The 12,677-nt window shown below is 36.3% G+C and carries 15 protein-coding genes; 4 read left to right on the top strand and 11 right to left on the bottom strand.

Translation table 11 applies throughout. From position 1 onward, the window contains the following. Positions 1-11 precede the first annotated feature (11 nt). From deoB to ACSKT4_RS11050, 7 genes are all read right to left on the bottom strand, one after another. Complete coding sequence (deoB, locus tag ACSKT4_RS11080; protein WP_339214779.1) at positions 12-1,187, bottom strand: phosphopentomutase; 1,176 nt, start codon at positions 1,185-1,187, stop codon at positions 12-14. 97 nt (positions 1,188-1,284) lie between these two features. After that, positions 1,285-2,175, bottom strand: a complete 891-nt coding sequence (gene xerD, locus ACSKT4_RS11075) for a site-specific tyrosine recombinase XerD (protein WP_339214778.1) — start codon at positions 2,173-2,175, stop codon at positions 1,285-1,287. Between the two features lie 3 nt (positions 2,176-2,178). Beyond that, the gene (locus ACSKT4_RS11070) at positions 2,179-2,385 is read right to left on the bottom strand and encodes a YqzK family protein (protein ID WP_343457019.1); all 207 of its coding nucleotides are present in this window, start codon (positions 2,383-2,385) and stop codon (positions 2,179-2,181) included. Positions 2,386-2,563: 178 nt separating this feature from the next. Continuing rightward, positions 2,564-3,034 carry a ferric iron uptake transcriptional regulator gene (gene fur, locus ACSKT4_RS11065; protein ID WP_186869839.1) on the bottom strand — a complete coding sequence of 157 codons (471 nt, stop codon included), beginning with the start codon at positions 3,032-3,034 and terminating at the stop codon, positions 2,564-2,566. A 75-nt stretch (positions 3,035-3,109) separates the two neighbouring features. Then, positions 3,110-3,757, bottom strand: coding sequence for a stage II sporulation protein M (gene spoIIM, locus ACSKT4_RS11060; RefSeq protein ID WP_339214776.1), 648 nt, complete (start codon positions 3,755-3,757; stop codon positions 3,110-3,112). A 117-nt stretch (positions 3,758-3,874) separates the two neighbouring features. Continuing rightward, on the bottom strand, positions 3,875-5,044 hold the full coding sequence (locus ACSKT4_RS11055) for an endonuclease Q family protein (protein ID WP_339214774.1): 1,170 nt from the start codon (positions 5,042-5,044) through the stop codon (positions 3,875-3,877). 1 nt (position 5,045) lies between these two features. Then, on the bottom strand, positions 5,046-5,591 hold the full coding sequence (locus tag ACSKT4_RS11050) for an NUDIX domain-containing protein (RefSeq protein WP_186869842.1): 546 nt from the start codon (positions 5,589-5,591) through the stop codon (positions 5,046-5,048). Between the two features lie 125 nt (positions 5,592-5,716). On the opposite strand from ACSKT4_RS11050, the gene ACSKT4_RS11045 reads away from it, so the two are divergent. Further along, positions 5,717-6,628 carry an aldo/keto reductase gene (locus ACSKT4_RS11045; RefSeq protein ID WP_186869843.1) on the top strand — a complete coding sequence of 304 codons (912 nt, stop codon included), beginning with the start codon at positions 5,717-5,719 and terminating at the stop codon, positions 6,626-6,628. 261 nt (positions 6,629-6,889) lie between these two features. On the opposite strand, the gene ACSKT4_RS11040 is transcribed toward ACSKT4_RS11045, so the two are convergent. The 4 genes from ACSKT4_RS11040 to ACSKT4_RS11025 form a co-directional block, all read right to left on the bottom strand. Beyond that, positions 6,890-7,432, bottom strand: a complete 543-nt coding sequence (locus ACSKT4_RS11040) for a GNAT family N-acetyltransferase (protein ID WP_186869844.1) — start codon at positions 7,430-7,432, stop codon at positions 6,890-6,892. 245 nt (positions 7,433-7,677) lie between these two features. Further along, on the bottom strand, positions 7,678-7,998 hold the full coding sequence (locus ACSKT4_RS11035; protein WP_186869845.1) for an iron-sulfur cluster biosynthesis family protein: 321 nt from the start codon (positions 7,996-7,998) through the stop codon (positions 7,678-7,680). Positions 7,999-8,017: 19 nt separating this feature from the next. Further along, a complete protein-coding gene (locus ACSKT4_RS11030) occupies positions 8,018-8,812 on the bottom strand; it encodes an SDR family NAD(P)-dependent oxidoreductase (protein ID WP_186869846.1) in 795 nt (264 codons plus the stop codon). Further along, positions 8,802-9,761, bottom strand: coding sequence for an MBL fold metallo-hydrolase (locus tag ACSKT4_RS11025; RefSeq protein ID WP_186869847.1), 960 nt, complete (start codon positions 9,759-9,761; stop codon positions 8,802-8,804). Before ACSKT4_RS11025 ends, ACSKT4_RS11030 begins: the two co-directional genes overlap by 11 nt. A gap of 194 nt (positions 9,762-9,955) precedes the next feature. Between ACSKT4_RS11025 and ACSKT4_RS11020 the strand changes: the two genes are divergently transcribed. From ACSKT4_RS11020 to rnz, 3 genes are read left to right on the top strand one after another with little or no spacing between them, the layout of a single operon-like run. Beyond that, entirely contained in the window at positions 9,956-10,702 is a 747-nt protein-coding gene (locus tag ACSKT4_RS11020) for a glycerophosphodiester phosphodiesterase (RefSeq protein WP_186869848.1), read from the top strand. Positions 10,703-10,717: 15 nt separating this feature from the next. Further along, on the top strand, positions 10,718-11,734 hold the full coding sequence (gene namA / locus ACSKT4_RS11015; RefSeq protein ID WP_186869849.1) for an NADPH dehydrogenase NamA: 1,017 nt from the start codon (positions 10,718-10,720) through the stop codon (positions 11,732-11,734). A gap of 13 nt (positions 11,735-11,747) precedes the next feature. Next, on the top strand, positions 11,748-12,671 hold the full coding sequence (rnz, locus tag ACSKT4_RS11010; RefSeq protein WP_186869850.1) for a ribonuclease Z: 924 nt from the start codon (positions 11,748-11,750) through the stop codon (positions 12,669-12,671). The last annotated feature ends 6 nt before the right edge of the window (positions 12,672-12,677 follow it).

Genomic DNA, 12,677 nt, shown 5'->3' with positions numbered 1-12,677 from the left:
CCTCTCCCTAATTAAATCTCTTTCAAAAAGCTCTTACCGTGCTCTGGTAATGTAACATTAAAATTATCAGCAATCGTTGCACCAATATCGGCAAAGGTTTTTCTAATTGGTAATTCCCTACCAACATCAATCCCTTTATGATGAACAAGCAATGGCACATACTCACGTGTATGATCTGTTCCATGATGTACAGGGTCATTACCATGATCTGCAGTAATAATTAATAAGTCATCATCCTTCAGTTTGCTCAATACTTCAGGAAGTCTAGCATCATATGCCTCTAGTGCTTCTCCATAGCCTTGTGGGTCTCTACGATGACCAAATTTCGCATCAAAATCAACCAGGTTTAAAAAGCTAATACCATGAAAATCCATGCTCATGGATTCTACTAATTTGGTCATACCGTCATCATTATCTACAGTTCGAATTGCTTTCGTTACGCCTTCACCATCGTAAATATCAGATATTTTCCCAATGGCAATCACATCGTAGTTTTCATCCTTTAATGTATTCATAACGGTCTTACCGAAAGGCTTCAATGCATAATCATGCCGGTTAGAAGTACGTTCAAATGCTCCAGGATTCCCAACAAATGGACGTGCAATAACTCTACCTACCATATACTTTTCATCTAATGTGAGTTCCCGAGCAATTTCACAAATGCGGTACTGCTCATCGATTGGAATAATATCCTCATGGGCAGCAATTTGTAATACAGAATCAGCAGATGTATAAACAATTAATGCACCCGTATCCATATGCTCTTTTCCAAGCTCATCTAATATTTCGGTCCCTGATGCAGGCTTATTACCAATAATTTTTCTTCCGGTTCTGCTTTCTAATTCATTTATTAACTCCGCTGGAAAACCATTCGGGAATGTTTGAAATGGTTGTTCAATATGTAATCCCATAATCTCCCAATGTCCGGTCATTGTATCCTTACCATTGGATGCTTCTTCCATTTTAGTGAAATGGGCTTTAGGCTTTACAGCTTTTTCAATTCCTTTAATTTCCCTTATATTACTTAGTCCTAATTCCGCCATATTCGGCATATGTAATCCATTCATATGCTCTGCAATATGTCCAAGTGTATCTGCACCTTTATCATTAAATTTTTCCGCATCTGGTGCTTCACCAATACCAACGGAATCCATTACTACTAAAAAAATACGATTAAATTTACTCATATTCTATAACCTCCCAATCTTATGTTGTCTTATTTTTGAATTTATATGTTTTTCTATTGGTTGTATGATGTCAGACAACTTCCGTAAAAAGGCAGTCCTATGCTCGAGGGTGAAACGATTTATACATGTCTTTTAATCTTGTTTTCGTTACATGGGTATAAATTTGTGTTGTCGAGATATCAGAGTGCCCAAGCATCTCCTGTACCGCACGCAAATCAGCACCATTTTCTAATAGATGCGTAGCAAAGGAATGTCTTAACGTATGTGGTGTTATATCCTTCGTGATATTTGCATCTTTTGCTAGCTTTTTAAGTATTTTCCAAAATCCCTGTCGCGTCATTGGTCTACCATGCTGATTTAAAAATAAAACACTCTCATCTCTATTCTTTTTTAATAGATTAGAGCGAGCATATTTTAGATAATTTTCTATCGATTGCTGTGCCATATCACCTAATGGTACAATTCTCTCCTTTGCTCCTTTACCGAAGCATCGGACAAAGCCCATCGTTAAATGTAAATCGTCTGTTTTTAGTGATACTAGTTCACTTACACGTAAGCCGGTAGCATAAATGAATTCAAGCATAGCCTTATTTCGAATATCTAAAGGAGTATTCCCTTTAATATCAAGGAGCTTGTCTACTTCTTCTATGGAAAGAACATCCGGAAGTTTTCTTTCTTTCTTAGGTGTTTCAATATGTAATGTTGCGTCATGATTAACAATTTCCTCACGCAATAAAAAATGGTGAAACTGACGAATGGCAGAAATAGTTCGCGCAATCGTTGCAGATGATTTCCCTTCATCCCTTAGTTTATAAAGAAATCCAACAATATCCGTTCTTGTAATCTCATTCCATGTACTATGTTTCCCTATACTCATATCTTTCATATATCTACTTAAATCTCGTTTATAGGATTTTAACGTATTATCAGATAATCCTCGTTCAATTTGCAGATAATGAAAAAAATCATTATAGGCATGATTTAGCATTCTCTACTCCCCTAATCGAAAAAAGATATTTAAACGATCAATAAAGCTTTGTTCATTTTGGAATACTTTAACAGATGGACCTTCTGGAGTCTCATATCGATGAAACTGTTCATATTCGGAATGCATGACTTGCAAACCAAAATAAAATAAGCATGTACAAGCAACGAAGATAATAAATACCTTAACCGTATCCCATACCATCCTCTTCATATGGCATTCTCCTTTAATAAATACTAATAATAAAAGATATGCCAAAAAGATATACTTTATACATACTAACTAGAAAACTAGTCCCATAAATTCATATGATGAACCTATTTATATAGTAACACGAAAAAATGACGATTAAAATTAAATAATGCCTTCTCCTATTGAAAAGGCATTCCTATCATGAAGTAGACTTAGAAGCAGACTTGACAGTAGCTTTTTGACATACTTTACACAGGCCATGAAAGGTCAATCGATGATCCTGTACTTGAAAACCCCACTCTTTTTCTACTATTTTCTCAACATCACCTAATAAATCTTCCATTATTTCCTCTACCGAACCACACTCAATACATACTAAGTGATGATGAAAATGCTCGGCTCCTTCTTTTCGTAGATCGTATCTGGAGACGCCATCGCCAAAATTAATTTTATCAATGATTTTCAATTCCGATAATAATTCCAATGTACGATATACGGTAGCCAAGCCGATTTCAGGTGCTTTTTCTTTAACTAATAAATATATATCCTCAGCACTCAAATGGTCCGCTTCCCGTTCAAGTAGTACTCTTACGGTGGCTTCGCGTTGTGGAGTCAGCTTATAGCTCTGTGCATGAAGTTGTTTCTTTATACGATCAATACGATGTTCCATGGCGATCTCCTCCCTCATATCCACCTTTAATTATATGCACACGTATAAAGGGTGTCAAAGTTTATTTGTTTCTAACTATTCTGTGGCATATAGAGATTTAATATAGGATACCATGGCTTCATTTGCAACATAGGCTTCAATCAGTGCTGGAATAACAGATAATATCAGTAATATAGCAAATACAGAAGCATATTTTATGAATGGATGTAAAACTGGTTGTGAGAAGGACACCTTTCTAGCGAATAATTTATTCAATAATCCCAATGTGAATATCATAGAAAGACTTCCAGCAATGATATAAATGGGTATAACCAAAATATTTTGAGGTGCAATAGAAAATGTAGCTAGTAAAAAGCCCTTTAACCCAAGCTGATTAACAATAAATCCTACTGAAAATCCAACTACCAATCCTTTTAAAAATATTAGAATCCATACAATTGGCAAGCCAATTACTGATAAGCCTAGTATAAATAGAAGAAATAAATATCTCGCATGATATACATAACTTTCCTTGAATATATCATTATTAGCAATTGTATTCTCATTCGTTAAGTAACCAAAAAAACGTTCTACATAAAAGAAAAGATCTGTTCTCTGCTCAAACCCCATACTATTAACAACAATTGCCCCAAATATTATACCGGTTAAAAATAATATAATCATAAAGATATAAATGGTCGCATGTGTTTTTAGATGATCCATTGCTAGTGTTCGTTTTATCATAGGAATCCTCCATTCACTTTCTTGTCTATATTAAAAGTTATGAGGGATTCCTGTTAAACATTCCTATCAAATCTATCTTTACAATAATATCTTTTATCATTCAACTAAACTGTAGCATCAGCTCTCGGCAACACTACCATATTTTCCTCCACCACCAGCAATGATAGCTAGTTTTCCTTCTCTCATTTGAATAATAGACTGTGCAATATGTTCTGGAACTACTTCTAGTAAGGTTTCATAAGGAACATGATGGATAATATTCATTTCCGTTTGAAAATGTTCTAATAATTTTTTATATGTTTTCGGCCCTAGCTTCGGTAGATATTCTAGTGGTACTTGATACATATATGGTGGACGTAGCTCTACTTCACCAGTATGATCTCTTAACTCGCCTATTCGATCTGCTACCCCTTTCACAATCTTTCTTGAACCACACTCTGGGCACACAGTCGAATCCGAATCCAAGTAATGGAGACATTGATCACAAACAGTCTTATGGTATTTACCGAGCTTTGGATTCATTCCGAAATTACGGATAATCTTTCGTCCTTTAACCTGGTGTAAGGCATAATTAAATTCTTTAAAAGACGGTTCACTCATTTGAATTTCCTGATATTCCCTACCAATTTTCGCTAATGAATGCGCATCAGAATTGGTCAAATAGGTATAGGAATGGAGTTCTTTGATTTGATCTGCCATATACGTATCCGAACTAAGACCTAATTCAATTCCATCTATTAAGTCTGGGTCAAAGACTTCGTTTAGCGATTGTTTAACCCCTTTACCATATAAGCTTTTATAAGGTGTGAATACATGTGCTGGTATAAAAATTCCTGACAATTCTTTTACTTTGTATTGCAAATCCTTAGCTGAACCATAGTAGCGCTGCGAGCTTAACGTAATATTCTTCATTTTCGTTATGAGCCATTCCGAAAACTTCTCCATTTCTACTAAGCTTGGTAGAAAGCAAAGAACATGAATTGGACCTCGACAATTCTCGTCATATACTTCTATTTCGGAACCAAGGAGTAATGTGACTTCCTCAAAACGGATTCCACCATCATTAAGTTCGTATGCTAGCTCTTGGTCTATCAGCTTTTTTAATTCCAACTGTACATTAGGTGATTGGCAATCAATTACACCAATTAACTGAATCCCTTTGTTCCGACTAGCCTCTTTTAATATATTCGTTATGGTTAAATTCTTGGAAGCCGTAATTTTAACTGGCTTATTAAAAATATCTCTTCCAATATGAATGTGCATATCGGCAAAATAGGATGGTAACATGTTATAACAACTCCTGAGTATCTAGGTAAAGTATGGCATAATTCGTTTTTGCATCATGGATTCGTTGTTCTTCTACTAACTTTTTCGCTTCCTCCAGTGTAACCTCTAGAACTTCTACAAACTCATCTTCATCTAAAGCTTTAGGTACTGTTAATTTCTCTAAATCTTTAGCTAGATAAATATGCATTAGTTCATTAGCAAATCCTGGCGAAGTATAGAAGGAGGTTACTTTTGTTAGATGACTTGTAGTGTAGCCTGTTTCCTCTTCTAATTCTCGCATTGCAGTTATTTCTGGCACTTCACCAGGCTCAAGTTTCCCAGCAGGGATTTCAATTATCGATTTTTCTAATGGCTTACGATATTGTTCAACAAGAACAATTTTATTATCCTTTGTAATCGGTATAACTGATACAGCACCTGGATGCTTAATTAATTCTCTCTTAGCTTGTTGGCCATTTGGTAATCGTACATCATCAACTTGTAATTTCACAACTTTTCCATCATAGATTGTTTTCGAATTTATCGTCTTTTCTTCAAATTTCTTCATTACGTTCATCCTTTAATCATAATGATTCCATTTTAGCATAAGGATTCTTGCAAGTTAATAATCAAAGCTTTAGAACTTGGCATTTGCCTTTCATTTGAAATATGATAAAGACAGGAGGGAGTACTATGAAGAAAAATAAATTAGGAAAATCAGACATTGAAATATCAGCATTGACACTTGGATGTATGTCACTTGGTACCGATAGAACGAAAGCAAAAGCTATTATTGACTATGCCTTAGACAACGGGATCAACCACCTTGATACCTCTGACTTATATGACTTTGGATTGAATGAAGAGATAGTTGGGGAAGCAATTAAACATAAGCGCGACAAATTAATTGTTACAACAAAGGTAGGCAACCGTTACACTCCTGGTCAGGATGGTTGGTACTGGGACCCATCGAAAGCCTACATACTGAGAGAGGTCAAAGAAAGCTTACGTCGCCTTAAAACAGACTATATTGATTTCTATATGCTTCACGGTGGGACATTAGATGATCCAATTGATGAAACAATCGAAGCGTTTGAACAATTGAAGCAAGAGGGACTGATTCGCGCATATGGAATCTCCTCCATTCGACCAAATGTGATTAGAGAATATGTCCAAAAATCTTCCATCGATGGTGTCATGACACAATACAGTCTTTTAGACAGAAGACCAGAAGAAGAAACGTTAGATTTGCTATACGAGCATAACATTAGCGTGTTAGCAAGAGGGCCACTTGCTAAAGGGATGTTAAGTAATCAAGCGAAAACAGTGATCACCAATAAAGGAGAAAAGGGATATTTAGATTATACACAAGACGAGTTACAAAACATCTATCAAGAACTAAGCGCTATCTCAGAAAATCTAAATGATCTTGCATTACGTTATGTGTTAAAACATCCTGCAGTATCAACTGCCGTATTTGGTGCTAGCTCCATACAACAAGTAGAGGAAAATTTAACAATCCAGTCAGCTAACCCTCTTGATGAGGATGTTTATCAAAAGCTTAAAACGATTACGAGAAGCAATACGTATGACAACCATAGATGATTGTTTAATATAGGAAACCAAAGCTTCTTAGTAAAAAAACGAACTTACTTTGTATAATCCTTTTACGAGGATTTCTAAAAGTAGTTCGTTTTTGTACTTTATGACCACTTTAACCAAAACTACCAGTAATAGACCAATTATCAACTTGTGAGTCGGATTAGATTGATATGGCTGGTCCCTTCTCCATTAAAACCTTTGGCTCTAGGAGTCTATTTCACTACACTTTATGACTTTCATTCGTCAGTTTTCATTACGTTCGGTTTACTTATTTATAATGCCATAATAGACTAAATCAACATATCGATTTTCTTTTCTTACATGCTCCTTTAACATGCCCTCTTTTTCCATACCTATCTTTTCCATCACTCTACCTGAAGCTGGATTCGTACTGAAGAAGCGGGCAAATACTTTATGAAGTTGCTTCTCTTTAAAGGCGAATTCTATCATGGCTTCTGCTGCCTCTGTAGCATAGCCATTTCCCCAATATTCTTCCCCTATCCAATAAGCTAGCTCACCATGATGAAAGCTAGGACTATTCGATAAGGCGATTGCACCGAATAATTCTCCTGTCTTCCGGTCTGTTATAGCAAATTCATAAGCTTTATCAGCTAGAAAATTTTCTAAATGACGCTCCATCCAAACTAAGGCATGATCCCTTTCATAGGGAAAAGGTAGATACATCGTGTTCTTGTAGATCTCGTAATTATTACATAATTTAGCAACAGTATCCGCATCAGATTCTTGGAACAACCTTAGCAGAAGTCGTTTCGTTGTAATGGTTTTGACTTGATCATTGTAAGTCATACGTTTTCCCTCCTGTGTAACCCGAGCTCAATTTAAAACTAACGTTATACGTATTCCTATGAGTGATACGTAATCGATGTATATTTATTCGATTAGCGATATGTATATATTACCATAATTTAGCAGTACACTTATAGAAACTATCAGAAAAAATAGACTAGCATTTTATTTTAGTTGTGTAGATAAGAAAAAATCGTGCAAGCAATCCAAGAAAGGATTACGGCACGATTGGAATACATACTTATTTAATTTACAACACTTGTTGTAGAAATAAACGGATTCAAAATACCTTCTGGACTAGATAATCGAAAAGTTCCATTTACATAATCTAGTTTCATCTCTTCAGCAAAAAAGACTGCCTGCATGCTGTTTATAATGGTAGGAAAGGTATCGTTTTCTACGTCCTGATGTGTTTCTTCTTTCTGCGACAAGAACCGAAACGTAGGCATACCATTCACGCCACAGCCCAAGCCTTCTGTATCATAACGTAATAAGATATATGTCATGTTATTTATATTTAGTTCATTAAGCTTATGTTGGGCATTCTCTGTAATCGTAAGTTTCATTTATTTCTCCTCTATTGTCCTATTTTTTATTAAACTGTTTTTTTAGTACTTTTTCCATAATACCAGGAAAAACCTGATAAAATCTACTACCTAGATCCATCCAGAGTGGCATATTAATTTCTCGTTTACTTGTGAATAGATGTTGGGTGATCTTCATCGCAACTTTTTCCGGCTCTAACATATACTTATTTACATTTTCTTGATAACTCCCCTCCGGATCTGCTAAAGAGAAGAAATTCGTTCGAACTGGACCAAGGTTAACTGCTGTAACCGCTATATTGTGTGCGACAATTTCCTGTCTTAATGCATTAGTAAAACCGATTATAGCATGCTTGGTAGACGCATATACAGCTGATTTAGGTGTGGATATTTTTCCAGCTTGTGATGCAATATTCACGATATGACCGGCATTATTAGCCTTAAAATGCGGAAGAAATAGCTTAGTCATTCGAATGACAGCAAGCACGTTTACTTGAAACATTAGCTCAATATCTTGCCATTTCGTTTCATCCACATATTGAAACAGACCTACCCCAGCATTATTGATGAGTGCATCTATCGTTTCATGTTCTCTCATCACTTGAACAACTACCTCATCCACTTCCTCTAGATTAGTTAAGTCAACCTTATAATAATACCCTTTCACCTGGTATTCTTCTTTTATTTGTTCTTGAAGTTGTCGTAACTTATCCAACGAACGAGCTAGCATAATAGGTGTTCCACCGCTAGCAGCTATTTTCCTAACAAGCATTTCACCAATTCCACTTGATGCTCCTGTCACGACAATCTTTTTTCCTTGAAGGCTAGTTTGCATGATAAATGATAACCCCGTCTTCCATTGTTGTTGTTACTAATCCCCGATTCTCTAGGTAATCCAATTGACCAATTGTCTCAGACATCGTTAAATCAATTTGTGATTCAAATTGTCTCGGAAATAGTTGCTCACAGAGCTGAAAAGCTGTCTTAGAATATTCTTTTAATAGACTGAGTACTTTATTAGCACGATTCTCTTGTTTAGCATAGACACGGGAGACTACTTCTTCTACGTCGGTAAAAATCTTACCATGCCCAGGCAATACTACGTTAATATCTAGACTTAAGCATTTCTCTAAATTATCTCGATACTGTAATAGTGGCTTAGAACGTTCTGTTTCACCTTCTGATGGTGGTTCCATTATTGGATTAGGGCTAATATGATGTAGCAGATGATCACCGCCAATAAAGGTACCATCATCACGTAGAAAGGAAAGATGACTTTGTGCATGCCCTTTTGTCTCAACCACACGAAACTCTGGATAACCCGGTAACAAATCCCCTTCCTCGATTACTGTTGTTAAGATCCCTTTTCCTGCCCAAACTAATTGTTTTCGTAGCTTATCGATATGAGAACGAAAACGGCTTGGCACCCCATTTGCATCAAAATATTCATAATAAAATGCTTCAAAACGACTAAAATAATCATCATCATGGGATAGCCATGGTTCCACATTCTTGTCTCCAACAATATTCGTTACCCGATCAAAGCGGTCTATTAAACCAGTATGGTCAGGATGATGATGTGTTAAAATAATTTGTTCAATATCGTTAGGCTTATAGCCAATTTCTTTCAGCTGTTCAACTAAAGCGTTCCATGCTGCTTCTGTCCGGACACCAGCATCAACTAAAGAGAGTGTGTCACCCTTTAATAAATAAACATGTGTATCCCCAACTGCAAAAGGAGTTGGAACGGTCATTTGTTGGATTGATTTTTTTGCTACTTTCATATTCAAAGCCCCTTCACTCTAGTAAACTCTATGTACTGAATAGTCGTTCATTCCTTTATGTTTATTTTACAGCTAAACAGGAAAGAAGTCACTTATCTAAATTAAGATTGTATATTGGAATCCAATCCCACAATTTGTTTATTGGTTGACTTTACCTTTCATTTAAAACAAAATCAAATTAGAGGTGATGGAATGTGACGACTAAAATAATTGCCCACCGAGGTGCAAGTAAGCTTGCGCCAGAAAACACCATGTATGCATTTGAGCTTGCATACAATTTAGGTGCAGAAGGAATCGAAACAGATGTACAATTAACAAAAGATAATATTCCAGTATTAATTCATGATGAGACCGTAAGACGAACGACTAATAGTAATGGTTATGTAAAAGATTTCACTTTTGAAGAACTATCTACATTTGACGCTGGTTCATGGTTCTCCCCCGATTTTCGAGGAGCTAGAATTATTCGCTTAGAAGACTTCCTTACATGGATTAAACCAAAGAACTTATACGTCAATATTGAATTGAAAAATAACAAAATTGACTATAGTAATTTGGAACAAATAGTCTATAACCAGTTAAAGGAACATCGTTTATTGGAACGGACAACTTTATCAACATTCAATCCGAATAGTGTAAAACGACTAGCTAGCTATCAGGATGAAGTGGAAATAGCATTCCTTACCTCAAAGCGAAATGCAAACCTAGTCGAATATGCTAAAGCATTAGGTGCCAATGCACTACATATTAAATATCGTTTAGTACATCCATTACTAATTAGCCAAGCTCAGGAACAGAATATGCCGGTTCGTGTATATACCGTAAACAAATACTCGCATATGATGCACTGTTTTGAACAAGGGTGTGACGGTATCTTTACCGATGTCCCATACAAAGCACTTATGTTTAGAAAAGTATTCCAATATAAGAAACAATTATAAATGGAGGTTTTATTCATGACTAAATTATTTACACCTATTACATATAAAAATATGACATTAAAAAATAGAATCGTTATGTCTCCGATGTGCATGTACTCCTGTGAAAACGAGGATGGCAAACTAACACCTTTCCATCTCACACATTACATTTCTCGAGCAGTCGGTCAAACTGGATTAATCATGTTAGAGGCTAGTGCTGTAGAACCTGCTGGGAGAATTACAGCGAAGGATCTCGGAATTTGGGATGATGCGCATGTTAGTGGTTTAAGAGAGCTCGTTCACGAATTACATCGTTACGGCTCTAAGGCAGGAATTCAACTAGCACATGCTGGACGTAAAGCAGAGGATGAAGAGATTAGTTACGCACCATCTCCACTTCGCTTCAATGACAGATACCAAGAGCCATCTGAATTGGATCACCAAGGCATTAACAGAATTATAGCAGCTTTTGCAGAAGCAGCAAGAAGAGCAAAAGAAGCCGAATTCGATATGGTGGAAATCCATGCAGCTCACGGATATCTAATCAATGAATTTCTCTCACCATTAGCCAATAAGCGAACAGATGAGTATGGTGGTAGTAAAGAAAATCGTTTCCGTTTCCTTCAAGAGGTGGTAGAGGCAGTATCTAAGGAATTCACTGGTCCAATATTTGTCCGTATTTCTACAGATGAATATCACCAGGAGGGAAATACATTAGAGGATTTCTTGTATTATGCAACGCAATTAAAAGAATTAGGAATTGACTTAATTGATTGTAGCTCAGGTGGTGTTGTACCTGCAAAAATTAATCCATACCCTGGCTATCAAATAAAACGGTGTGAAACAATTAAACATACGGTTGGAATTCCAACTGGAGCAGTTGGTCTCATTACGACAGGTATTCAAGCAGAAGAAATTCTCCAAAATAATCGAGCAGACCTTATTTTCATTGGTAGATCCCTACTGAATAACCCATATTGGGCTAAAGAAGCTGCATATGAACTTAACTACGAACTAGAAGCGCCGAAGCAATATGCACGAGGTTGGAAATAAGGAGGCCAAATTCATGGAGTTATTATTTTTAGGTACAGGAGCTGGTGTACCCTCCAAGGAGCGAAATGTGACGGCCATCGCATTAATGTTACTTCAAGAAGCAAATAGTATTTGGTTGTTTGATTGTGGTGAAGCGACCCAACACCAAATTCTACACACTTCCATTAAACCGAGAAAAGTAAATAAAATATTTATTACCCATTTGCACGGGGATCATATATTTGGATTACCAGGCTTCCTGAGTTCCAGGTCCTTTCAAGGTGGAGAAGATGAATTAACTATTTATGGGCCAAAAGGCATTGAAGAATATGTACGAACTAGCTTGGAACTAAGTGGATCTCATCTAACCTATCCACTTTCTTTCGTAGAATTACGTGAAGGTAAAATATTAGAAGAAGAAGGGTTTATCGTATCCTGTAAGAAATTAGACCATGGTATACCAAGCTATGGATTTAGAATAGAAGAAATGAATAAGCCAGGAGAACTTCAAGTAGAAAAGCTTAAATCTGCTGGTATAAACCCCGGTCCAGTTTATAGTCTTATTAAAGAGAACGAAACGACTACACTAGAGGATGGTCGGATGATACACAGAAAAGACTATATCGGACCTGACAAACCCGGAAGACATATTGTCATTCTTGGGGATACAAGATCAACTGAATTAAATCAGGACTTTGTTCAAGCAGCAGATTTATTAGTACATGAAGCAACCTTCGACAAAGAAAGCTATGAGTTAGCACATAACTATTACCACTCTACCACTGCCCAAGCAGCGGATCTCGCTAAAGCTGGTAAGGTAAAAAAATTAGTCCTAACACATGTATCCTCCAGATACCAAAAACTGGATTTGGATCAACTACTTGATGAAGCACGAGCAATATTTCCAAATACGGAAATAGCACATGACTTTTTCAAATTATCTGTTCCATCCCATTAGAAGGAG

The organism is Ornithinibacillus liuyingii, from assembly GCF_055550225.1.
Note: the sequence above shows the minus strand (reverse complement) of the source record. Positions and strands in the feature narration are given on the sequence as shown.